The following is a 22,518-nucleotide window of genomic DNA, read 5'->3' on the forward strand; positions in this document are numbered from 1 at the left end:
GGGTATATAGAAAGAGGTCTTGATGAGTACCGACGTTCAACCGGCTCCGCCGGGCGCACCCGACGAGGTCCCCGCGACCCGTCCGGGACCGATGGCCCGCCTGGGCATGTGGACCGCCGACCACCGCCGCTGGGTGTACGCGATCTGGACCGTCCTGGTGGTCGGCTTCGGCATCGCCGCACCGTCGGTGTTCAACTCGCTGGCAGGTGCCGGCTGGCAGGCCAACGGCACCGAGTCCGTGCAGGTCCGGGAGATCACCCAGGATCACTTCGGCGGCAACTCGTCGGCGGCGATCCAGGTCGTCATCGACTCCAAGGACGGCCGCCTCAGCCAGGAGACCATCGACGGCATCGTCAACGACGTCCGCGTGATCACCGCCACCGATCCGCGGCTGAAGAACGAGATCATCGCGCCCATGGAGGGCATGACGATCAGCCAGGACGGCGAGACCGCCATCGCGATCATCGGCGCCAATGCCAGCACCGATGACATGGTCAAGGCCGTCGACGACCACAAAGACGAGCTGATCGCACTGTCCAGCGACCAGGTGGACGTCTTCCCGACCGGTTCCTCTGCACTGTGGAGCGACTTCAACAAGGCCAACCACGACGCGATGATCAAGGCCGAGATGATCTCCTGGCCCATCACGCTGGCGATCATGATCGTCGCCTTCGGCTCGGTGGTCGCCGCCGGTCTGCCCCTGCTGCTGACCCTGGCCGGTCTGGTCGCCTCGGCCGGCGGCCTGGTGATCCTGAACCAGGTCACGCCGATCTCGGTGTGGGCGATGAACTTCGCCATGATGTTCGCCCTGGCACTGGGCATCGACTACGCACTGTTCATGGTCTCCCGCTTCCGCGCCGCCATCGCCACGATGAACGAGGGACTGCCTCCCGAGGAGCGCGATTCGCACTCGATCCGCCACCGGGCGGCCGCCGAGACCATGGATACCGCCGGTAAGGCGATCCTGCTGTCGGGTCTGACCGTGCTGATCAGCCTGTCGGCGGTGTTGATGGTTCCCGCCCCCGCGGTGCGCACGATGGCCATCGGCATCATGCTCGCTGTGACCTTCGTCCTGGCCGCCAGCCTCACGCTGCTGCCGGCGGTCATGGCCGGGCTGGGCAGCAAGATCAACGCGGCATCGCTGCCGTGGTCCAAGGGCAAGTACGGCATCTCCCCGACCTTCCAGAAGTGGGGCGGCTTCCTGCACCGGCACCCGTGGGGCCCGGCGGTCATCGCCCTGGGCATCCTGATCGCCCTGTCGATCCCGGTGTTCAACCTCAAGGTCGCGATGCCCTCGATCACGGTGGTCCCCGAGGACGCACCGGTCCGCCAGGGCTACGAAGTGGTCGCCGAGAAGTTCGGCGACGGCGCCCCAGGCATGATCGCGATCGTCACCGCAGAGGAGACCGCGCAGAAGACAAGTGAGATGACCGCGGCCAACCCGAACATCGTCGCCGTCATGCCCGCCCAGCCGGCGCAGGACGACTCGGGGTGGGTGCTGATCCAGGCCATGCCCAAGACCGACCCGTCCGATGAACAGATGGCCGTGACCATCGAGCAGCTGCGCGAGGAACTGCCACGCTCGGCGCTGGTGGGCGGTGCCGCCTCGGAGAACATCGACCTGCAGGATGCACTCAACACCTGGTTCCCGCGAGTGGCCGCGACCATTCTGGTGCTCGGCTTCCTGCTGTTGCTGATCGCGCTGCGGGCCCCGGTGATCGCCCTGCTGGGCACCATCGTGAGCCTGCTGTCCACGGCGGCGGCGTTCGGTGTGGCCAAGCTGATCTTCCAGGACGGCCACGGCTCGGGTCTGCTGAACTTCGATCCGCAGGGCTTCCTGAACGGCTGGGGTCCGGTGTTCTTCTTCGCGATGATCTTCGCGATCGCGATGGACTACACGGTGTTCCTGCTGGCCACCGCCAAGGAGCACTACGAGCACTGTGAGGATCCGCACCAGGCGCAGATCGACGCGATGGCCTACTCGGGCCGGGTCATCTTCGCCGCCGCAGCGGTCATGGTCGCGGTGTTCTTCACCTTCTCGCTGGCCGATCCGCTGCCGCCGAAGGAGATGGGCATCATCCTCGGTGTCGCGGTCCTGCTCGATGCGATTCTGATCCGCCTGGTCCTGCTTCCGACGATCCTGCGGATCTCCGGAAAGGGCGCCTGGTGGAGCCCGCGCTGGCTGGATCAGGTGCTGCCGAAGATCAGCTTCAAGCACTGATACCCGGCGGGGCATAGAATGAGGGAAATCGGAGAGGAATTGATTATGATCGGCGACGAGGAAGCCACCGCCACCATCGTCAACCGGCTGCGTCGTGCACACGGGCAGCTGGCCGGGGTGATCGGCATGATCGAGGACGGCCGCGACTGCAAGGACGTGGTCACCCAACTCGCTGCGGTCTCCCGCGCCCTGGACAAGGCCGGGTTCAAGATCGTCGCGACGAGTCTTCGGGAGTGCCTGATCGACCCGAAGGGCGCCGACGGAGACGGCGGCGAGAACCTCGATGTGGAGCAGCTCGAGAAGCTGTTCCTGGCACTGGCCTGACCGAACGAAGGAGAGCAACATGCAACTCGCACTAGCAACCAGCGTTACCGGCAGCGTGCCCGAGGTGGCCGACCGAGTCCGGGCAGCACTGTCCGACCAGGGTTTCGGTGTACTCACCGAGATCGACATGTCGGCGACGCTGAAGAACAAGATCGACGTCGACATGGAGGATTACCAGATCCTCGGTGCCTGCAACCCGCCTGCGGCCCATCGCGCCGTGTCGGCGCACAAGCAGATCGGTCTGCTGCTGCCGTGCAACGTCGTGGTGCGCCGCGATCCGGACAACGCCGACACCGTCGTGGTCGAGGCGATGAACCCACAGATCATGGCCACCCTCGTGCCCGGCAATGCGCCGCTGCACGAGGTCGCCGACGAGATCACCACCAAGCTGCAAGCGGTGATCGACGCACTGTGACAGTTTTCCCTGCACAACCGACCCGGCGGCGCCTCCTGATGGGCGCCGCCGGCTTGGCGTCGCTGGCCGGCCTGACCGCCTGCGGCGTCGCCCATACCGCGACCGATGCGCCGCCCGGCGACGGTGTCGGCGGCGACGACGAACTGCCTGTCCAGACCGGCGCCGAGTCGGCGCCGGGCGGCCCCGAGGTCGTGACCGGAACCCTGGACTCCAAGCACATGAGCCGCCCCACGCCCTGGGCGGTGGCCCGCCCCAAGGGGGTCAGCGGAACGCTGCCGGTGGTGCTTGTGGCGCATGCCCTCAACACCGACGAGCGCTCGATCTTCGGCAAGGCCCTGAACATGCAGGGTGTGCTGCAGCATTACGTGGACAACGGCGGGACCCCGTACGCGATCGCCTCGGCGGCCGTGGGACGCAACTACTTCCACCGCCGCGCCGACGGGACCGACGGTGCGGCCATGCTGCTCGATGAGTTCCTGCCGATGCTCGAGGACAACCAGGAGCTGGATCTGCGCACCGATCGGTTCGGTCTGTTCGGCTGGTCGATGGGCGGGTACGGGGCTTTGCGCATCGGCGCGATCGTCGGCGCCCCGCGGGTGGCGGCGGTGGCCGTCAGCTCCCCGGCGATGTGGGCCGATCCGATGGCCTACCCGCCCCGCGCGTTCGACTCGTACGAGGACTACCTGGCCAACTCGTTGTTCGGCCAGCAGGACAAGTTCGCCAAGATCCCGCTGATGATCTCCATCGGCTCGGCCGACCAATTCTACACCTACACCCGCCAGTGGGCCGCGCAGTTGCGGCCGCCGGCCGCCTTCGGCACCGCTGCCGGCGGGCACACCAATCGGTTCTGGCGTTCGGTGCTGCCCGAACAGGTGGAGTTCCTCGGCCGCAACCTGGCGCTGAGCCACAGCAGCGACTGACCTCACACCCCGCCGCTGCGGCTCGGGTGCGGTCCGAGTCCCGTGTCGCGGCGCATCCCGGCACGTCGCTCCCCGCCCGCACTCGCGACCTGCACAGGTGGGCAGCGACACGACGGCGGGTATGACGTCGCCGCGTCGGCTACAGCGAAATGCGCCCCTCGGCGGCGGCGCGCCCGATGTCGGTGCGGAAGTGTGCACCCGGCAGCCTGATCGCCGCCAGCCGCTCGTAGGCCTGGGAGCGGGCGGCCGCCAGGTCCGTGCCGCGCCCGACGACCGAGAGCACCCGTCCGCCCGCAGACACCACCGTTCCGTCGGCCTCGAGCCGGGTTCCGGCGTGCAGCACACCGTCGGCGTCCACTCCGGTCAAGGCGTCGCCGGTGCGCGGAACGCCGGGATAGTTCTCGGCGGCCAGCACGACCACCACGGCGGCGCCGTCGTACCACTGCAGCGGCGGCAGGTCGGCCAGTGTTCCGGTGGCCACGGCGTTGAGCGTCTGCCCCAGCGGCGACTCCAGCAGCTCGAGCACGGCCTGCGTCTCAGGGTCACCGAACCTGCAGTTGAACTCGATGACTGCCGGCCCCTGCTCGTCGACCGCCAGCCCCGCGTACAGCAGTCCGGAGAACGGGGTGCCCCGCTGGGCGAGCTCGGTCGCGACCGGGACCACCACCTCGTCGACGATGCGTTTGACCATCGACTCGGGTAGCCAGGGCAGGGGCGTGTAGGCGCCCATGCCGCCGGTGTTCGGGCCCTGATCGTCGTCACCGACGCGTTTATGGTCCTGCGCCGGCAGCAGCGGCACCACCGTATCGCCGTCGACCAAGCAGAAGAGGGAGACCTCCGGGCCCGACAGGAAACTCTCCAGCAGCACCGGGTGGCCGTTTTCGAGGCAGTCGGCGGCGTGGGCACGCGCCGCAGCGCGGTCGGCGGTGACCACCACGCCCTTACCGGCGGCCAGGCCGTCGTCCTTGACCACCCAGGTGGGGCCGAAGCGGTCCAGTGCCGCATCCAGGTCGGCCGGGCTGTCGACGATCTCGGCGCGAGCGGTGCGGACACCGGCGGCAGCCATCACGTCCTTGGCGAAGGCCTTCGAGCCTTCGATCTGCGCGGCGGCGGCACCGGGACCGAAGGCGGCGATACCCGCCTCGCGGAGCGCATCGGCCACACCCAGCACCAGCGGCACCTCCGGTCCGATCACGACGAGATCGGCGCCGATCTGGCGAGCCAGGGCGACGACGGCCTCACCCGAGGTGACATCGACCGAATGGTTGGTGGCCACCGCAGCGGTGCCTGCATTGCCGGGCGCGGCATGAAGTTCGGCGACCGAGGGGTCCCGGTCCAGTCCCAGCAGGAGGGCGTGTTCGCGGCCGCCCGAGCCGATCACGAGTACTCGCACGCAGGCCAGCTTAGTCGGTGCGAACCTCGGCGACGACCACCGGGACCAGCGGCGCCAGCCCGACCACCACGACGCAGAGCAGCAGCGGCTGACCCGCGTCCGCCAGTATGATTCCGACGGCCAACGGCACTGCCGCACCGATCGCCATCGGCCACTGGATCAGCTGGTATCCCACGAGATAGCGATGCATCAGGATCAGACCGAGGCAGAAGATCCCTAGCGGGACCGCCAGCGACAGCAGTACCGCCAGCGGCCCGATACTGACCTCGCGTTCGATCCACAGTGCCACCACATGCAGTCCGGCACCGACCGCCGCACACGCCATGTACAGCGGCATGCTGCCGTAGCCGAAACCGAAGGCCTTGTCCGGGCGGTCGGTGAGCACCTGGCCGTTGGGCAGGGCGAAGTACAGCCACCACATCAGGAACGTGACACCCATCGCGGACAGCCCCAGTGCCGCCGTCTCGGTGCTCCAGCCGTCCCGTGCGACCTCCGCCTGCAGGACAGCGATCGTGCCGACCACGCCCTCGCCGAGGGTGATCACCATCAACGTCGCATAGCGCTCGGCGATGTGCGACGGGTTCCACGGCGTTCTGCGGATCCGGTTCTCGGCAATGAACGGGCCGGCGAATTCGACGGCGATCAGGACCAGGATCAGCGCCATGGTCTCCCAGAGGCCGGTCGGCACAAAGATGAGCAGGACCCAGCCGATCTGCGCGATCAGCGTGGCGCCGGCGTAGGCCAGCGCGGTGTTCCGGGAGGCCGGCGCCTGCAGCGCCACCCGCAGCCACTGCGTCACCATGCCGATGCGCATCACGATGTACCCGATCACCGGCACGGTCAGATCGATATGCGCATGCGCATCGATCGAGGTGAACGTCTGGGGAAGACCGATCGCGATGATACCCACGCCGATCATCTGCACCAGCGCCAGGAGTCGGTAGAACCAGTCGTCGGTGTCGAACGCCGAGGAGAACCAGGCGAAGTTGATCCACGCCCAGATGGTGGCGAAGGTCGACATCAGATAGCCGGCGATCGCCGCGAGATAGTGCCCGTCCACCAGATACCGGGCCAGCTGGGCCCCGGCCACCGAAAAGGCGACGACGAAGACCAGGTCGTACAGAATCTCCAGGCTGCTGCCGGCGCGGTCGGCCTCGCCCGGATCGCGGCCGGTCATCCGTTGCAGCTGTGATCGCAGGGGCATCTGTTCACGGTAAACCCCGATCGGCGGCGGCTCCGGCAGCCGCCGCTGATCGGGTCGATCAATTCACTTCGGGGGTTTGCCCGTCATTTCGGCTGTGTCAGGTCGTACAACGTCACCCCGTCGATCGCGGTCGAGGTGAAGTTCGCGCTGACCCACTCACTGATCGAGGACGAGCTGCCCTCCCCGCCGGGGCCGCCCATCCGGCCACCGCCGATGAAGTAGTGGATCCTGCCCTCCCGGACGTAGTTCTGGAACTGCGCCAGCGTCGGTGAGGGGTCGGTGCCGTTGAACCCGCCGATCGGCATCACCGAGTACCCGGATTCGATCTGGTATCCCGAGGCCTCGTTGGACCCGATGGCTGCGGCGACCCAGGTGTAGCGGTCCGCATCGGTGCGTAGCACGGCGACCAATTCGGCACCGGGCGCCGAACCGAACAGCAGTCCGCCCGCACCTCGGCCCATCCCGTAGCCGCCGGGCATGCCGTTGCCGTCGGGCCTCATGCCGTTGCCGTCGGGCCTCATGCCGTCCCCGCTCGGCCGCAGACCGCCCGGCCCCCGACCTCCGGGGGCACCGGCGCCGTCCGCGCCGCCGGGGAAGCCCGGCGGACGCTGCCGGTCGCCGTTCCCGTCGCCGCGCATACCCGGCGGTCCACCGCGCCCCGGACCGAAGCCGCTGTCGACGCGCGGACCGGCGGAGATGATCGATCCCTGAGCCGCCGAACCGAGCGTGGCGCTCGTGTAGGCGATGGGACCGCCGAGTGCGGCGAGAATCGCCGCGCCGGCGACCGCCTTGGCCGCGGCACCGCGGTGCACCACGATCAGGGCCAGGCCGGCGACGATGCCGACCACCAGGACAGTCCAGCGCAGCCAGGGCACGAAGTCGGCCGAGCGATTCAGCAGCACGAAGCCCCAGACGGCCGCGGTGATCGAGCCGGCCGCCAGCACCAGCCGCACCCACAGCCGGTCGCGTTCGGCCCAGCAGACCGCTGCCGAACCGCCGATCAGACCGGCCAGCGCCGGGGCGATCGCCGCCGTGTAGTAGCTGTGGAAGATGCCCTGCATAAAGCTGAAGACCGCCATCGTCGTCAGCATCCACAGCGCGGACATCACCAGGAAGGCCCGTCGGCGGTCGGTGCGAGGCGCCCGGCCGATCAGCACCAGCGCCGCGACCGCGAGCAGCAGCGCCGTGGGAATCAGCCAGGAGATCTGACCGCCCTGCTCGGTGTCGAACATCCGCCAGAAGCCGGTCTGACCCCACATCCCGCCGCCGGGTCCACCCTGTCCTGGGCCGCCCCCGAAGCCGTATCCACCCCCGAAGCCGTATCCGCCGTCGGGCATTCCGGCTCCGGAGCCGTAGCCGATTAGGCCGCCGGGAACCACCGATCCGCGCTCGTTGCCGTTGAGTCGGCCCAGGCCGTTGTAGCCCAGGGTCAGCTCCAGAATCGAGTTGTTCTGGGAGCCGCCGATGTACGGGCGCGAATCGGCCGGCCACAGTTCGACGGCGAGGATCCACCAGCCGGCGCTGACGATCAGGGCGCCCAGGGCGGCCAGCAGATGCCCCACGCGCCGCAGCCAGCGGCCCGGCGCGAACGCGAAGTAGGCGATCACCAGGGCCGGCAGAATCAGAAAGACCTGCAGCTGTTTGGTGAGGAAACCGAAACCGACGGCCACCCCGGCCCAGAGCATCCAGTGCAGCCGGCCCGACTCGATCGCCCGCATCGTCGCCCAGGCGGCCACCAGCATCAGCAGCACCAGCAGCGCCTCGGGGTTGTTGAACCGGAACATCAGCGCGGCCACCGGGGTGGTGGCCAGCACCAGTCCGGCACCGATGCCTGCACAGTGCCCGAAGTAGCGGCGGACGATCACGTAGAGCAGCCACACCGAGGCCACGCCCATCAGGACCTGCGGCACCAGCAGTGACCATGAGTTCAGCCCGAACACCCGCACCGACAGCGCCGGAATCCACAGGGAGGCCGGCGGCTTGTCCACGGTGATCGAGTTCGCCATGTCCGACGAGCCGAAGAACCAGGCCTTCCACGACTGTGAACCCGCCTGAATGGCGGCGGTGTAGAAGGAGTTCGCCCAGCCGTTGGCCGACAGGTTCCACAGGTAGGCCGCCAGCGTGCCCAGCAGCAGCGCCGCCAGACTCAGGTACTGCAGCGGTGTCGTGCGCGGCACCGGACCGGTGACCGGATCGTCGTGCCCGGCCGGTTCCGCCGTCGTGGTGAGAGTGTTGTTCACGCGATCTCCTGCTGCGCGGGGTTCTTGCGGGATCGTTTGCGTTGTACGAAGATCCACCGGAGTCCGACGAAGCGAGTGGCTGTGGCGACCAGATTGGCCACGATCAGGACGACCAGTTCCACGGTGGCACCGGCTCCGGGTGCCGCGGCGTGCAGCACCAGCAGGGAGCCCGCGGTGACCAGCCAGCCGAAGGCGAAGACACCCCAGCCGAACAGGTGGTGTCCGACCAGGCCCGTCCGGCCGCGGACACCGAAGGTGAAGCGCCGGTTGGCGGCCGTGTTGAGCACCGCGGTGATCGCCAGGGCCAGGAAGTTGGCCGCCTGCGCACCGAGATACGGCTGTAGCAGCAGGAACAGCAGGGCGAAGGCCAGCGTCGAGGCCACCCCGACGGTGGCGAAGCGGATCACCTGACCGGTCATGCCGGTGGGCACCCCGGCCAGTTCGGGACCGTCGTCGCGTTCGCGGCCGATGTTGCGGCGCAACTGCTCGACGGGCAGGCGTCCGGCGGCCAGCGCCCAGCCGATGCGCGCGCAGCCTTTCAGATCGGCGACGGCGGTGGCGACGATGTCGACCGAGCTGTCCGGATCGTCGACCCAGTCGACGGGGACCTCGGCGATCCGCAGCCCGACCCGCTCGGCGAGCACCAGCAGTTCGGTGTCGAAGAACCAGCCGGTGTCGTGCACGTGCGGCAACAGCTGGCGGGCGACGTCGGTGCGGATCGCCTTGAAGCCGCACTGTGCGTCGGAGAAGTGCGCGCCCATGGCGACCTTGAGGATCAGGTTGTAGGAGCGGGAGATGAACTCGCGTTTGGGCCCGCGGGTGACCTGTGCCGAGCGGCTGAGCCGGGTGCCGATCGCGACATCGGAGTGCCCGGACACCAGCGGAGCGATCAGCGGCATGAGCGCGTTCAGGTCGGTCGACAGGTCCACATCGCAGTAGGCGACGATCTGGGCGTCGCTGCGGCTCCACACCTGGTTCAGCGCCCGGCCCCGGCCCTTTAGGTCCAGGTGCACTACGCGCACCGGACAGTCCTCGCCCGATTCGGCGGCCAGCCGCCGGGCGATCTGCAGGGTGCGGTCGGTGCTGGCGTTGTCGGCGATGGTGATGCGCGCCGGATACGGAACCTGGGAGACCAGGTGGTCGTGCAGCCGGTCCACGCAGGCCGTCAGATCGTCCTCTTCGTTGTAGACGGGGACGACGACGTCGAGCAATGGTGCAGGCCTAGCAGGTCCGTTCTGCACGGGCACCGCTGCGGGTTCGGGTCCGGTGGTGGTTGTCATGCCCCGATTCTGGAATCGGCTCCTGCCGCGCTCCTGGCCTGACGCTGGACGTTTCCTGTGAGCCCCCCCCGGTCCCGGTCACGCGCTACCGGCCCTGCCCCGGCGGAACCGGCCCCGGGCCGGCCGGATTGTCACCGGGTCCCGATACGTTGTGTCCATGACGACCACAGGAGAAGCCGGGCCGGTTCTCACCCCGGCCCAGCAGCAGGTGGCCGACCGGGTGATCACCGCACTGGCCGGCCCCGATGCCCGGTTGCGGCCCGATCAGCAGACGGCGGTCGCGGCACTGGCCTCCCCGGGCTCCCGGGCCCTGGTGGTGCAGGCCACCGGCTGGGGCAAGTCGGCGGTGTACTGGGCGGCCACGGCGGTGATCCGGGCCGCCGGCGGCGGCCCGACCCTGATCGTCTCGCCGCTGCTGTCGCTGATGCGCGATCAGGTGTCGGCGGCCGGTCGCGGCGGGCTGCGGGCGGCGACGCTGAACTCGTCGAACGTGGACGAATGGACCTCGATCGAGCAGGACCTGGCGGCCGGGCACCTCGATGTCTTGCTGGTCTCGCCCGAGCGGCTGGCCAATCCGGGTTTCGGGCGCCGCGTGCTCGACGCGCTCGCCGGGAATCTGGGGCTGGTGGTGATCGACGAGGCCCACGCCATCTCCGACTGGGGGCACGACTTCCGCCCCGACTACCGGCGGGTCGCGCAGGTGCTGCAGCAACTGAATCCGCAGACCTCGGTGCTGGCCACCACTGCCACGGCCAATGAGCGAGTCACCGAAGACATCGCTGGCCAGCTGGGCGCGGCCACCCTGGTGCTGCGCGGGCCGCTGGCCCGCAAGTCGTTGCACCTGAACGTGATCGACGGCCTGTCCCCGATCGAGCGGTACGGCTGGGTGGCCGAGCAGCTACCGGCGCTCCCAGGTTCGGGCATCGTCTACGTCCTGACCGTCGCCGACGCCGACCGCCTGGTGACCGCGATCAAGGCGCTGCACGGCGACGACTACCCGGTGGCCGCCTATACCGGTCAGCTGCCCGCCGACGACCGCCACCGCCTCGAGGACGACCTGCTGGCCAACCGGGTCAAAGCGTTGGTGGCGACCTCGGCGCTGGGCATGGGCTTCGACAAACCGGATCTGGGTTTCGTGGTGCACGTCGGGGCGCCACCGTCGCCGGTCTCCTACTACCAGCAGGTCGGCCGCGCCGGCCGCGCCCTGGACGAGGCGGTGGTGGTTCTACTCGCCTCCGCGATGGACGAGTCCGTCTGGGAATACTTCGCCACCGCCACCATTCCCGACGCCCAGCGCATGGAGCGGCTGCTGGACGCACTTGCCGAGACCGACGGTCCGGCGACGGTCCCGCAGCTGGAGGCGCGCACCGGCCTGCGCCGCACTCGGGTGGAGCTGATGGTCAAGCAGTTGGCCGTCGACGGCGCCGTGGACCGGGTCCCCGACGGCTGGGTCCGGACCGGGGCGCCGTGGACGTACGACGCCGAACACTACGACGGGGTGCTGGCGGTCCGGCGGCGCGAGGCCGACATCATGCGCGCCTATATCGGCGGCCGCGCCTGCCTGATGAAGCTGCTGACCCAGGCGCTCGACGATCCGCTTGCCCAGGACTGCGGCCGATGCAGCGTCTGCCTGGCCGCATTGACCCCGGGGCTGGCCGCGACGGTGCCCGCCTCGCTCCTGCACACCGTCTCGGCCGCGCTGCGACGGCAGGCGCAGGTCCTCGAGCCGCGCAAGATGTGGCCCGGCGGAGTCTTCGGCACTCGCGGCCGGATCCCGCCCGGGCTACTCGCCGAGCCCGGGCGCGTCCTCGCCTTCGCCGAGGCTCCGCAATGGTCGGACACGCTGGCCGCGGCGCGGTCCGGCGATGCGCAAGCGCGTGAGGAACTGCTGCAGGCGGCGGTAGCGGTGCTGGCCGACTGGGGACGGGCCGGGATCCGGCCGGACCTGATCGTCGGCCTGGATCTGGGCACCGGACTGGCCACAGACCTGGCTGCGCAGCTGCGCGCGGTCGGACGCCGCTCCGGCTACGACTACCCGGTGCCGGCCGGTCCCGGGCCCGGCAGAGAGGTCAACGGGCCCACCGAGGCCGCCTACTGGCGGGATCGGCTGGGTCCGCCGCCGGCCGAGGCCGCCGACCATCCCGGTGCGAGTGTGCTGCTGGTGATCGACCAGACCTCGTCTACCTGGCCGGTGGCCCTGGCGGCGGCGGCGCTGCAGGAGGCCGGGGCCGGACCGGTGCTGCCGCTACTGATCCATCAGACGGTCTGACGTCCGGTCGAAGCCTCGGCGTGCAGGATTCAGCCGACGGGTTCGTCGGGCACGTTCTCCTGGTAGCCCATCGCACGCAGGGAGGCACGGATCCGGGCCGCGGACTCGTCGAGGACAGCCGGATCCGGATTCTGTTCTGCCGCACGCAGATCGAACAGCTCCTCCGACCACGCCGGGAACACGTGGATGTGCAGGTGCGGCACCTCCAGACCGGCGATCAGCAGGCCCATGCGCGGGGCGTCGTAGGCCTTCTGGATCGCCCGGCCGATCTTCTGCGAGACGTCGGTCAGGTGCGTGAACGTGGGGGTGTCGATCTGCTCCCAGTGGTCGATCTCCTTGCGCGGCACCACCAGCACGTGCCCGGGCGTCACCGGATTGATGGTGAGGAAGCTGACGCACTGACCGTCCTTCCAGATGAACCGTCCGGGCAGCTCGCCGTTGATGATCTGGGTGAAAATCGAAGCCATGCCCTCAGCCTAGTCCGGTCGATCCAGCCGCGGGAGTACGAACCAGAACCGGGCACCGGCGCCGGGGCGGGAAGCCACGCCGACAGCGCCGTCGTGCGCAGCGATCAGCGCGGCGACGATCGACAGTCCCAGCCCGCTGCCCCCGTCGTCGCTTCCACGGTGCCGTGAAGAATCACCGCGGTAGAAGCGTTCGAAGACCCGTTGGGCCTCGTCCTCGGACAATCCGGGCCCCTCGTCGATCACCTCGACGCGCGCCTGATCACCGTCGACGCCCACCACCACCGTGATCGGCGTATCGGCGGGCGTGTACATGACCGCGTTGGTGAGCAGATTCCGCAACACCTGCGTCAACTGCGCGCCATCGCCTTCGACCACCGGCCCGAAGCCGTCGGTTTCGTCGACGACGACGATCTCGCGGCCGCCGGCCGCCGCGCGGGCCGCCGCCACCGCATCGTGGACCAGCACCGGCAGTTCCACCGGCGCCTTGGCCAGCGGCCGCTGCGCGTCCAGCCGCGCCAGCATCAGCAGATCCTCGACGAGCAGACCCATTCGGTCGGCCTCCGCGGCGATCCGGGCGATGCCGTCGGCAGGATCGGGGGTCATTCCCGCGCCGATGAGCTCGGCGAAACCCTTTATCGAGGTCAGCGGTGTCCGCAGCTCGTGCGAGGCGTCGGCGATGAACCGCCGCATCCGTTCCTCCGAGGCCCGGGCCTGCTGTTCGGACGCGGCGGTCGAGGCGAAGGCGCGCTGGATCTGGCCGAGCATCGCGTTGACCGAGTGGGCGAGGCTGGCGACTTCGGTACCCGGGCGCATCTGCGGCACCCGCTGCGCCAGGTCTCCGCCGGCGATCGCATGGGCGGTCTCCTCCACCCTCCGCAGCGGCCGCAGCGACGAGCGCACCAGCAGGTAACCGGCCACGCCGAGCACCGCTACCACCAGAAAGCCGATTCCGGTCTGCAGCCAGACCAGCCGGGACACGGTCGCGTCGACGTCCTTGAGCGGGGTGGCCACCACGACGCTGCGGGGCCGCGCCGCACCGTCCCCGGTCGCCACCCGCTTGATCACCCGCCACTGGGGCCCGCCGTCGACCGACGAAACGGTGAGCGGGCCGGCGTTGCCGGCCGGCAGTGTGGCCAGGTCCGGAGACTCCGCGTAGTCGTTGACGACCAGGTGCTCGCTGCCCAGATCGATGTTCACATAGAAACTCGACGGTGGGCGCCGCGGCCCGGGTTCACGATCGCGGTCACGGTCGGCATCAACTGGCTCACGCATCGGACGAGCCCAGGTGCTGGTCGCCTCGACCAGACTGGCATCCACCCGGCGGATCAGGTCGGCACGCATCGCCGAAGTGACCGCCAGTCCGGAACCGGCCAGACCCACCACCACCAACGCCAGCGTCAGTGCCACCAGAGACACCCGCAGCGGAATCCCACGGCGCGGTGCGGTGCGCGGAAGCGTCATCTCAGTCCCGCGGCTCACGCATGACGTATCCGACGCCGCGCAGGGTGTGGATCAGCCGCCGGTCGCCGGTGTCGATCTTGCGGCGCAGGTAGGAGACGTACGACTCGACCACGTTCACTTCGCCGCCGAAGTCGTAGTTCCAGACGTGATCGAGGATGCGCGGCTTGGACAGCACGGTGCCGGCGTTGACCATGAAGTACCGCAGCAGGGTGAATTCGGTGGGCGACAGCGAGACCGGCTCACCGGCCTTGAAGACCTCGTGCGTCTCGTCGTCGAGTTCCAGATCGGCGAACCGGATCCGGGTGGGCTCGGGCTGGCCGTCGCCGAATCCGCTGCGCCGCAGCAGTACCGCCAACCGGGCCACGACCTCTTCGAGGCTGAACGGCTTGGTGACGTAGTCGTCGCCGCCGATGGTCAAGCCGTTCACCTTGTCTTCCACCGAATCGCGTGCGGACAGGAACAGCGCGGGCGCCTGGCTGCCGTCGGCACGCAGGCGTTTGAGCAGACCGAACCCGTCCATACCCGGCATCATCACGTCCAGGATCACCGCGTCGGGCCGGAACGTCCGTGCCACATCGATCGCCTGGGGTCCGTCGGCGGCCGTACGCACGTCGTACCCCTGGAACTTCAGCGAGACCGACAGCAACTCCCGGATGTTCTCCTCGTCGTCGACGACCAGGACACGCGCAGCACGTTGGGCACTCATGGTCTCCAGTCTCCAACGGATCGCTGAATCGGCGCTGCGCACTGGCTGGGAGGTTGCTGTGTGCCCCGGTCGGGGCCGGGCGCAACCGTGGCCTACCGAAAGCCCAGCACCTGCGCGCCCCAGGCACGCAGCAGGTTGCGGTCGAGTTCGGTCACGGCGGTGTCTTCGGCACCGATCAGCAACGAGTGCTGTCCGGCGGGGGTGTACGGCTGCCAGCGTGCCCGCGATTCCGCCGACACCGGGTCGCCGTCGGCGGCGAAGCCGAGCCACCGCTGCTGCATCCGCCGACGCACTTTGGCCCCGGTGCGGCGCCCGCCCAACCGGTAGCTGATGTCCAGTTTGGTCGAGGCTGGGTTTCCCCAGATGTACGGCAGTTCGGTCGCGTGGGTGGCGCCGATCCCCAGCATCCGGAACAGCGGTGTCGCCCAGTCGTAGCGGTACAGGTGCACCGGGGCCCGGCGACTGTGCGCCTCGGCGATCCAGACCGCCGGCATGCGGAAACCCAGATCCCGGGAGATCCCCATCGATTTGGCGCTGCTCCGCCGCAGCCGGCCGTCCCGATAGGCCGCGGCGACGTCCTCGTCGGTCGGGATGGCCAGTTCGGGCTGCTCTTGTGCGATGAGCTCGAACATCGCATCCACCTGATCCTGGGTCACCGGCATCAGCGGCGCTTTCATCCACTTGAACAGGGAGGTCTCGTCACGGTTGGTGCCGATCAGCAGCGGCACATCGTGGGCCCGTCCGTCGCCGATCGCGTCGAGGGGGTCGATCGGCAGCAGGTCGTCGCCGATCATCGGCGCGTAGGCGATGGTGCCGGGATAGTCCACCGGCACCTTGTTGAACACACGCACCGACGCCGACACCAGTGCCCGCTCCGGCAGTTTCCGCAGTGCCGCCGCATCCACATTCGACGGGGCGCCCAGCTCGGTCAACAACAGACTCGAGTGCCGGTTCCCCCGCTTGCGGTCGTACACGCTGGTCGCCGGCGAACTCTGCGCGATGGCCCGCGCGAACAGGCCCTCGGCCGCCGGAACGGCCAGCAGGGAGGTGACGATGCCGCCGCCGGCCGATTCACCGAAGACCGTCACCCGGTCGGGGTCACCGCCGAAGCGTTCGATGTTGCCCTGCACCCAGCGCAGCGCCTGCACCACATCGGAGAGTCCACAGTTGGTATCGAAGGCCCGGTCGCCGCCGGGGATGTCGCCCCACTCGGCGAACCCGAGCGCGCCCATCCGGTAGTTGACGGTCACGACGATCGCCGGCGTCTCTTCCTCCACCGACGTCCGCACCAGGGCGGTACCGTCGTACAGCGGCTGACTGCCCGAGCCGCAGATATAGGCCCCGCCGTGCACCCAGACCAGCACCGGATGCCGGGCGCCGGACACTGCGGCACCGGCCGGAGCCCAGATGTTGAGGTAGAGGCAGTCTTCGTCCTGGACCGTGCCCTCCCCCAGATCGATCACCGGCATCACCGGCTGCGGGCAGACCGGCCCGAACCGCGTCGCGTCCCGCGGCTCGGTCCACGGTTGCGGATCTTGGGCCCGCCGCCAGCGTAGGTCCCCCACCGGCGGCGCAGCGAAGGGGATTCCCCGCCACAGGGCGACGTCCGGGCCGGCTTCTCCGCGGACCGGCCCGAAGGTCGTCTGCACGGTCGTATCAGCGTCGTTCACGGTCTCCAGTCTGCCGGAGCCCGTTCGCCGCCACCGCGCAGTGTGGCCTGACCTGCCGACAGATATGGAGGAGATCCTCCTCACTCATTCCGTCCGACAGCCAACCTGACTCTCGAGTCAGATAATGGCGCCACGCTGCAGATTTCCAGCAATCCCGCACGTCATCGCCGGAAAACCCCGATCGGAGTCAGATGACAACTCGATAACAGTCATGTTTCACTGACGCGCACACCCCCTGAGACATCTACCGACTCTCGTCTCAAGCCCCATGGGGTGGCGGAGGCCGGCCACGTGTCTGCCGCCCGATCGCGAAGGACTCCGATGAACCCCAGGACCCGCCGCCGCACCGGCCTGCTCCGCGGCGCCGCGCTCGCCGTGGCCGCCGCGCTCACCCTCAGCGGCACCGCTCTCATCACCGCTCCGGCCACCGCGGCCGGACCGCTGCAGCAGTATCTGGACCTGCCCACCGTCAACCGGGATGCCGCGCACGGCCCCGGCGGTATCCACCCGGCGCTGCCCACCGATGTTCCGACGTTGCGCAAGCTGGTCGACGAGGCGCGCGCGAGCGGCGTGGCTCCGACCTCCTACCGGGCGCTGCTGTTGCAGTACTGGCTGGCCTCGTCCACCAAGCGGGCCGGGATCGACCTGAAGTCGTGGAACCCGCGGGCCGGTGTCACCGCCAATCGCGGCAACCTGATCAAGTCGTACCGCTACTACGAGGACCTGCAGCTGGCCCACCGCGAACTGCAGTGGTCCGGGATGGCAGGCATGGTCGGCGCCGACTTCGGCGGCGGCCTGGCCGACTTCGAGCTGGCGACCAATGTCTTCGAGTTCGCCCGCCTGCAACCGATCGCCAACGCGATCGTCACCGAGACCAACCGCACCCTCGGCCCGGTCTTCGTCGACAAACTGCCCGAGGGCCTGCGCGCACTGGCCCGCGTCGGCGCGGTGATCTCCCCGGCCGACCTGCGCAAGGTCCAGGCCGACATCCTGGTGATGCAGAAGAACATCTTCACCGACCTGATGCCGCAGCACCGCGCCTACATCGACGGCGGCCTGCCCGCACTGCGCGAGATGTACACCGCCGGTCTGATGGACGACCAGATCATGCGGGCCTGGGAGCAGATCGCCTCCAAAGAGCCCAGCGCCGTCGCTGCCGGCAACGCCCGCCTGCTCCAGCGCGAGCAGGGTGAGGTGATCAAGGACCAGTGGGACGCCGTCCGCAACTACAAGGGCGACGTCGGAATGGCGCTGACCTATGCGACCACCGTCGCCGGCTCCCCGTCGGTGGCCGGTGTGGTGCCGCCCCGCTCGTTCCATCCGCTGAAGGTGTCCGGAACGCTGGCCGACGGGCGCACCGCTGTGCTGACCCTGCCGCTGGCCACCTGGAACTGGTCGGTGTACCCCGAGCGCTGGGAGTACATCACCGAGCAGCTGCTGCCCAAGTACAAGTACCTGGTCGACCACAACTGGGCCAGCCTGCGCGCGCAGCTGTCGGTCCCCTACGAGACCCAGTTCGAATCCCATCGTCCGATCTGGAACATCGCGCCGACACTGCAGTCGGCCCTGGACACCATGAAGGTTGAGATCAAGTGAAAACCCGTCTTCTGACCCGCGTCCGCGCCTTCGGCCGCGGTGCTCGTCCGGCCCGGACCGTCCGGCGCAGCCCGCTGGTGGCCTTCGCCGCCGTCTGCGCGGCCGCGACCCTGACCGTGGTCGCCGCCCCCGCCGAGGCCGCACCCACGGTGCCCAACCGCACCCCCGGCCTGGACGAGATCTTCAACGGCTACGTGATCGGCACCCTGGAGAACGGGCGGGTCGGCACCCCCGAGCAGATCATCAAGCCGTGGCTGCCGGGACACCCGTTCTACAACGAACCGCGCCTCAAGCCGTCCGACAAGCCCGGCACGCTGCTCAAGGCCGAGAAGGTCGACGTCCAGTTCCTCGGTGTGCAGCCGGGCAAGCTCGACGCCTGGCGCACGATGTTCGTCACCTCGGACCTGCAGGGCCGCCGCGACATCAGCACCGGCATCATCATGATCCCGCGGGACGGGAAGAAGAACTCCGAACGCAAGGTCATCGGCTACCAGATGGCCAACGACAGCGTCGGCGCCTACTGTCACCCCTCGTCGATGTGGACCGGCGGCGATCAGCTCGACGGCTCCCTGTGGTCGGCACTGGGTCCGCTGGCGCTGATGTTCGACAAGGGCTACGCCATCGTGATCTCCGACGTGGGCAACAGCGGCGATCCCAAGCCGCGCGGCGTCTTCGCCGGCAAGTACAACGGCATGACCACCCTCGACGGACTGCGGGCGGCCCTGTCCTACAAGAAGGCGGGACTGTCCACCGAGGCCCCGATCGGCATGTTCGGCATCGCCGGCGGCGGTGTGGGCACCGGTTTCGCGATGGAGCTGGCCGACGACTACGCCCCCGAGCTGAACATCAAGGCCTCGGTCATGGAGGGCATGGTGCCCAACTACAAGAGGTTCATCGAGACCGCTGACGGCTCGGTCGGTTCGGCATTCGCTCTGGCCACCATCCTGGGCCTGGAGCCGCACTACCCGGAGATGAAGGTCAATGCGCACCTCAACCCGGTCGGTCGCGGCATCGCCGACATCTACCGGACCCAGTGCCAGACCCCGGCGTACTTCACGCTGCCGTTCGTCCCGATGCGGACGCTGTTCAACGGACAGGATCCGGCGCACATCCCGGCCTTCCAGCGCGCCTACCGCGACAACGTGATGGGCCAGGGCGCCCCGAAGACGGGCAGCCGCACCCTGATCTCCTCCTGCGTGGCCGACGACTCCCCGATGTCGCTGGTTCCGGCCGAGGACTCGCGCAAACTGGTGCGCTACTGGCGCGCCAAGGGCGCCCAGGTGGACTACCAGCCCACCGACTGCAGCCTGACCCGGTTCTTCACCGATTTCTACGGGTGGGGCACCGACCTGTTCGGCATGCAGACGATCGACTGGCTCGACGCCAACCTGGAGAACTGACCCGTCCTCCCGGTTGATCGACCGGAACGCCCCGCACGGATTCACCTCTTTGTGCGGGGCGTTCCGCATCTGCGGCTGTCCCCGGCACCTGCTAGCTTGCGCCCATGACCGCCCCCCTGATCCTGCGCGAGGAACCGTTCACCGAACCGACCGTCGTCGACCTGCCCGAAGGCATCGTGACGGTCACCGAATTCGCCGAGGCGGTCAGTGCCGCCGAGCTGCCGGCGATCTTCGACGCCGGTTTTCCGGCCCTGGCCGCATTCGGCCCGATCGGCCCGGGCTATGCGCTCTATTCGGGCCGCCCGTCCGGATGGTTCGATCTGGAGATCGGCTTTCCGATCACCGCGGCCAGCGCCGCGCAGGCCCACGCAGCCGGTGCGATACCGAGCACGTTCCCGTCCGGGCCCGCCCTGGTCCTGAGCCACCTGGGACCCTACGACGGTCTCGACCACACCCGTGAACGGTTGCTGCACGAGTTCACCGAGCGCGAGCTGGGCCCACCGCGCCTGCTCGCCGAGATCTTCCTCGCCGATCCCTCGGCCAGCGCTCCGGCGGATCTGCGGGCCGATCTGCTGGTCGCCTACTGAGCGGCACCGTCCGCGTTCTCAGGCGGCAATGAGCTCCCCGACCACTGCGCGTGATCTGGGCCGATGCGTCAGGTGAGGCCGCCGGTCGTGCCGTCGGGATCCGTCTGGACGACGGTCGGGTGATCGCACGCCGGGTTCTCGCGGTCGCCACCCGAATGCAGGCACGGACCGCCGGCCTGGACGGACTCGATCTGCCCATGCAGGACCTGCCCGACGGCATGGGTCGCGGCGTGAAATCCGGCCTCGGCGCACTGGCCGGTGCACACATCAACAGCGTTTTGGCCGTCGCGGACGCCGACGTCGCCGTGGCCTCCGGCCTGCGCGCCTGTTCCTGACCGGACCTGCGTGAGCGGGATGCAGCGGGCACCGGTGACTACCATCGAGGCCACGATCGCCAGGAGGCCGCCATGGAACGTCGACAGCCGCCCATCGCAATCAGCGCAGACGTCCTCACCCACCGCTGCACCGTCGGGCCAGAACCGCGGCGGCGAACTTCGATGGGCACCCCGTCCCGTGAGGACCGGAAGCAGACTCACGGCAGGACTGAAGACGCGTGAGGCGTTCGGATGCGCTCGGCAGCGCCGACCGGGCCGGAGCAGATACTCTGGCCCGGGCGGTTGTGGAGCCCCCTGTCGGATTTGAACCGACGACCTTCGCTTTACAAGAGCGGTGCTCTACCACTGAGCTAAGGAGGCGTGCGCGTGGCTGAGTATATCCGGCGCGCACTGGACCGGCTTTTGGGCTCCAGGCACGCCACGATCGACACCATCGAGCCGGGCGCCATCGTGGTGGCCCCGCGGAAGCCGATCGACCTGCACGACGAGGCGGCGATCACCGAAGTGCTCGACCTGGCCGCCCGGGTCGGCGCGGTCCTGCTGGACTCGGGGACCGGTGCGGTCGATACCGCCGACCAGGTCCAGTTCGTCACCGGCGTCTACGGGCTCGACGACGTCGACGTGGACGTCACCTTCAACCGGGTGCTGATCTGCGCCCGGCGCGGCAGCACCCTGCCGCCGATCACCGCTGTTCGCACCGTCTACTACCGATCACTGGACTTCACCCGACTGGCCGAGACCGATCGGCTGATCAGGTTGATCCGCAACCGCGCCCTCAGCGCCGCTTCGGCCCATCGGATCGTCGACTCCATCGTCGCCGCCCGCCACCCGTACCCGTACTGGATGTCGACCGTCGCCTGGGGCGTAATGGCCTACGGCATCGTCGTCTTCCTGGGGGTCGGCCGGCTGATCGGTTTGACCGCTTTCGTCACCTCGGTGGTGATCATCCTGGTGAACCGGCGCCTCAATCGCATCGGCACCCCGATGTTCTTCCAGCAGATGGTCGGCGGCTTCCTCGCAGTGATCCCCGCGGCGCTGATGTTCCAGCTGTTCTCCGCTACCGACATACGCGCCTATCCGTCCCAGATCATCGCCGCCGGAATCGTCGTGCTGCTGGCCGGCCTTTCACTGGTCGGCGCCGTGCAGGATGCCATCACCGGGGCGCCGTTGACCGGTACCGCCCGATTGACCGAGGTCCTGATCCTCACCGGCGGGGTCCTAGTCGGCGTAGCCCTGGCGGTGCGGTTCGTCGGTCTATTCGACATCATGCTGCCCCCACTGAGTTCGATCGCCCGGTTCGCGCCGTCGGATCTGCCCACACGCATCGTGGGCGGGGCGATCGTGGCCGGCGGTTTCGCTCTGGCCAGCTATGCCGAACGACGCGCCATCCCCGCCGCGATCATGGCCGGAGCGCTCGGCGCCGGGGTGCAGGGCTCGATCAGTCTGATCGTGCACGCGCCGCTGATGAGCTATGCTATCGCCGCGGTCCTGGTCGGCCTTCTCGGCGGCCTGGCCGCCCGCCGCTCGCTGACACCACCGCTGGTCATCGGGATCGCCGGCATCACCCCGATGCTGCCCGGCCTGACCTTGTATCGCGGTATGTACCAGCTTCTGAACAACGACGGCGGTACCGGCGGCATCGATATGGCCTCTGCCTTCGGCATCGGCTGCGCCCTGGCCGCCGGGGTCACCCTCGGCGAATTCGCGGCCCGCCGGCTGCGCCGGCCGAAGCTGCCGCCGGTACTGCACAACATCAGCCAGCTGCGCCGGCCATAGGCCTGCGCGTTCCCCACCGCGATTCCGAACGACACGATTCCGGACAGACTGCCGCAACCAGGTAGAATGGTGCCCATGCCACCCAAAACCACTGATGTCGTCGAAGAAGAAGACCTGGACACCCTGGCCGACGAGACCGCCCTGGCCGCTCGCCGGGTGGTCGCCGCCTACGCCACCGATGCCGAAGAATGCGTGATGCTCTTCAACATGCTCGGTATCGCCCCGGAAGACGACGTCGAGAACGACTGAGCCGC

19 protein-coding genes and 1 tRNA gene are annotated in these 22,518 nt (G+C 68.9%); 10 read left to right on the forward strand and 10 right to left on the reverse strand.

Annotation, left to right across the window (positions count from 1 at the left end; translation table 11 throughout):
* The first annotated feature begins 22 nt into the window (after window positions 1–22).
* Genes GOHSU_RS05405 through GOHSU_RS05420 form a run of 4 tightly spaced genes read left to right on the forward strand, consistent with a single transcriptional unit; the run spans window position 23 to window position 3,880 of the window.
* Window positions 23–2,221 carry an MMPL family transporter gene (locus GOHSU_RS05405; RefSeq protein WP_005938028.1) on the forward strand — a complete coding sequence of 733 codons (2,199 nt, stop codon included), beginning with the start codon at window positions 23–25 and terminating at the stop codon, window positions 2,219–2,221.
* Between the two features lie 45 nt (window positions 2,222–2,266).
* A complete protein-coding gene (locus GOHSU_RS05410; RefSeq protein ID WP_005938032.1) occupies window positions 2,267–2,545 on the forward strand; it encodes a metal-sensitive transcriptional regulator in 279 nt (92 codons plus the stop codon).
* Between the two features lie 19 nt (window positions 2,546–2,564).
* Window positions 2,565–2,960 (forward strand): DUF302 domain-containing protein, encoded by a 396-nt coding sequence (locus tag GOHSU_RS05415; RefSeq protein WP_005938035.1) that lies wholly within the window; start codon window positions 2,565–2,567, stop codon window positions 2,958–2,960.
* Window positions 2,961–2,998: 38 nt separating this feature from the next.
* Window positions 2,999–3,880, forward strand: coding sequence for an alpha/beta hydrolase-fold protein (locus tag GOHSU_RS05420; RefSeq protein WP_005938038.1), 882 nt, complete (start codon window positions 2,999–3,001; stop codon window positions 3,878–3,880).
* A gap of 139 nt (window positions 3,881–4,019) precedes the next feature.
* On the opposite strand, the gene purD is transcribed toward GOHSU_RS05420, so the two are convergent.
* From purD to GOHSU_RS05440, 4 genes are all read right to left on the reverse strand, one after another.
* On the reverse strand, window positions 4,020–5,273 hold the full coding sequence (purD, locus tag GOHSU_RS05425) for a phosphoribosylamine--glycine ligase (protein WP_005938041.1): 1,254 nt from the start codon (window positions 5,271–5,273) through the stop codon (window positions 4,020–4,022).
* 10 nt (window positions 5,274–5,283) lie between these two features.
* Complete coding sequence (locus GOHSU_RS05430) at window positions 5,284–6,477, reverse strand: low temperature requirement protein A (RefSeq protein ID WP_005938043.1); 1,194 nt, start codon at window positions 6,475–6,477, stop codon at window positions 5,284–5,286.
* 83 nt (window positions 6,478–6,560) lie between these two features.
* A complete protein-coding gene (locus tag GOHSU_RS05435) occupies window positions 6,561–8,717 on the reverse strand; it encodes a glycosyltransferase family 39 protein (RefSeq protein WP_005938047.1) in 2,157 nt (718 codons plus the stop codon).
* Window positions 8,714–9,997 (reverse strand): bifunctional glycosyltransferase family 2/GtrA family protein, encoded by a 1,284-nt coding sequence (locus tag GOHSU_RS05440; protein WP_024332812.1) that lies wholly within the window; start codon window positions 9,995–9,997, stop codon window positions 8,714–8,716. Before GOHSU_RS05440 ends, GOHSU_RS05435 begins: the two co-directional genes overlap by 4 nt.
* Window positions 9,998–10,154: 157 nt before the next feature.
* Here GOHSU_RS05440 and GOHSU_RS05445 point away from each other — a divergent pair, with 157 nt between their 5' ends.
* A complete protein-coding gene (locus tag GOHSU_RS05445) occupies window positions 10,155–12,266 on the forward strand; it encodes a RecQ family ATP-dependent DNA helicase (RefSeq protein WP_005938052.1) in 2,112 nt (703 codons plus the stop codon).
* A 29-nt stretch (window positions 12,267–12,295) separates the two neighbouring features.
* Here the strand turns inward: GOHSU_RS05445 and GOHSU_RS05450 are convergent, their stop codons facing one another.
* The 4 genes from GOHSU_RS05450 to GOHSU_RS05465 all read right to left on the reverse strand — a co-directional run bounded on the left by GOHSU_RS05450 (window position 12,296) and on the right by GOHSU_RS05465 (window position 16,570).
* On the reverse strand, window positions 12,296–12,733 hold the full coding sequence (locus tag GOHSU_RS05450) for an HIT family protein (protein WP_005938055.1): 438 nt from the start codon (window positions 12,731–12,733) through the stop codon (window positions 12,296–12,298).
* 9 nt (window positions 12,734–12,742) lie between these two features.
* A complete protein-coding gene (locus tag GOHSU_RS05455) occupies window positions 12,743–14,194 on the reverse strand; it encodes a sensor histidine kinase (RefSeq protein ID WP_005938057.1) in 1,452 nt (483 codons plus the stop codon).
* 1 nt (window position 14,195) lies between these two features.
* The gene (locus tag GOHSU_RS05460) at window positions 14,196–14,900 is read right to left on the reverse strand and encodes a response regulator transcription factor (protein WP_005938059.1); all 705 of its coding nucleotides are present in this window, start codon (window positions 14,898–14,900) and stop codon (window positions 14,196–14,198) included.
* Window positions 14,901–14,992: 92 nt separating this feature from the next.
* Entirely contained in the window at window positions 14,993–16,570 is a 1,578-nt protein-coding gene (locus GOHSU_RS05465) for a carboxylesterase/lipase family protein (RefSeq protein WP_005938061.1), read from the reverse strand.
* A gap of 321 nt (window positions 16,571–16,891) precedes the next feature.
* On the opposite strand from GOHSU_RS05465, the gene GOHSU_RS05470 reads away from it, so the two are divergent.
* The 3 genes from GOHSU_RS05470 to GOHSU_RS05480 all read left to right on the forward strand — a co-directional run bounded on the left by GOHSU_RS05470 (window position 16,892) and on the right by GOHSU_RS05480 (window position 20,153).
* Window positions 16,892–18,166, forward strand: coding sequence for a hypothetical protein (locus GOHSU_RS05470; protein ID WP_005938064.1), 1,275 nt, complete (start codon window positions 16,892–16,894; stop codon window positions 18,164–18,166).
* Complete coding sequence (locus GOHSU_RS05475; protein ID WP_005938069.1) at window positions 18,163–19,566, forward strand: lipase family protein; 1,404 nt, start codon at window positions 18,163–18,165, stop codon at window positions 19,564–19,566. Before GOHSU_RS05470 ends, GOHSU_RS05475 begins: the two co-directional genes overlap by 4 nt.
* 104 nt (window positions 19,567–19,670) lie before the next feature.
* Window positions 19,671–20,153 (forward strand): GyrI-like domain-containing protein, encoded by a 483-nt coding sequence (locus tag GOHSU_RS05480; RefSeq protein ID WP_005938073.1) that lies wholly within the window; start codon window positions 19,671–19,673, stop codon window positions 20,151–20,153.
* Between the two features lie 68 nt (window positions 20,154–20,221).
* On the opposite strand, the gene GOHSU_RS16715 is transcribed toward GOHSU_RS05480, so the two are convergent.
* Window positions 20,222–20,611: a hypothetical protein gene (locus tag GOHSU_RS16715; RefSeq protein WP_155820973.1), complete on the reverse strand. Its 390-nt coding sequence runs from the start codon at window positions 20,609–20,611 to the stop codon at window positions 20,222–20,224.
* Window positions 20,612–20,773: 162 nt separating this feature from the next.
* Window positions 20,774–20,848, reverse strand: a tRNA-Thr gene (locus tag GOHSU_RS05490).
* A gap of 6 nt (window positions 20,849–20,854) precedes the next feature.
* Here GOHSU_RS05490 and GOHSU_RS05495 point away from each other — a divergent pair.
* Window positions 20,855–22,264 (forward strand): threonine/serine exporter family protein, encoded by a 1,410-nt coding sequence (locus GOHSU_RS05495; RefSeq protein ID WP_024332814.1) that lies wholly within the window; start codon window positions 20,855–20,857, stop codon window positions 22,262–22,264.
* A 75-nt stretch (window positions 22,265–22,339) separates the two neighbouring features.
* A complete protein-coding gene (locus GOHSU_RS17005; protein WP_005938083.1) occupies window positions 22,340–22,513 on the forward strand; it encodes a hypothetical protein in 174 nt (57 codons plus the stop codon).
* The last annotated feature ends 5 nt before the right edge of the window (window positions 22,514–22,518 follow it).

Source organism: Gordonia hirsuta DSM 44140 = NBRC 16056 (genome assembly GCF_000333015.1).
GTDB classification, from domain to species: domain Bacteria; phylum Actinomycetota; class Actinomycetes; order Mycobacteriales; family Mycobacteriaceae; genus Gordonia; species Gordonia hirsuta.

Excerpts from the sequence above, each read along its gene's own strand:
- GOHSU_RS05470 (WP_005938064.1), top strand. The coding sequence starts at position 16,892 with ATGAACCCCAGGACCCGCCGCCGCACCGGCCTGCTCCGCGGCGCCGCG.
- GOHSU_RS05480 (WP_005938073.1), top strand. The coding sequence starts at position 19,671 with ATGACCGCCCCCCTGATCCTGCGCGAGGAACCGTTCACCGAACCGACC.
- GOHSU_RS05460 (WP_005938059.1), bottom strand. The coding sequence starts at position 14,900 with ATGAGTGCCCAACGTGCTGCGCGTGTCCTGGTCGTCGACGACGAGGAG.
- GOHSU_RS05415 (WP_005938035.1), top strand. The coding sequence starts at position 2,565 with ATGCAACTCGCACTAGCAACCAGCGTTACCGGCAGCGTGCCCGAGGTG.
- GOHSU_RS05410 (WP_005938032.1), top strand. The coding sequence starts at position 2,267 with ATGATCGGCGACGAGGAAGCCACCGCCACCATCGTCAACCGGCTGCGT.
- GOHSU_RS05450 (WP_005938055.1), bottom strand. The coding sequence starts at position 12,733 with ATGGCTTCGATTTTCACCCAGATCATCAACGGCGAGCTGCCCGGACGG.
- GOHSU_RS05455 (WP_005938057.1), bottom strand. The coding sequence starts at position 14,194 with ATGACGCTTCCGCGCACCGCACCGCGCCGTGGGATTCCGCTGCGGGTG.
- GOHSU_RS05445 (WP_005938052.1), top strand. The coding sequence starts at position 10,155 with ATGACGACCACAGGAGAAGCCGGGCCGGTTCTCACCCCGGCCCAGCAG.
- GOHSU_RS05405 (WP_005938028.1), top strand. The coding sequence starts at position 23 with ATGAGTACCGACGTTCAACCGGCTCCGCCGGGCGCACCCGACGAGGTC.
- GOHSU_RS17005 (WP_005938083.1), top strand. The coding sequence starts at position 22,340 with ATGCCACCCAAAACCACTGATGTCGTCGAAGAAGAAGACCTGGACACC.
- GOHSU_RS05440 (WP_024332812.1), bottom strand. The coding sequence starts at position 9,997 with ATGACAACCACCACCGGACCCGAACCCGCAGCGGTGCCCGTGCAGAAC.
- GOHSU_RS05430 (WP_005938043.1), bottom strand. The coding sequence starts at position 6,477 with ATGCCCCTGCGATCACAGCTGCAACGGATGACCGGCCGCGATCCGGGC.
- GOHSU_RS05420 (WP_005938038.1), top strand. The coding sequence starts at position 2,999 with ATGGGCGCCGCCGGCTTGGCGTCGCTGGCCGGCCTGACCGCCTGCGGC.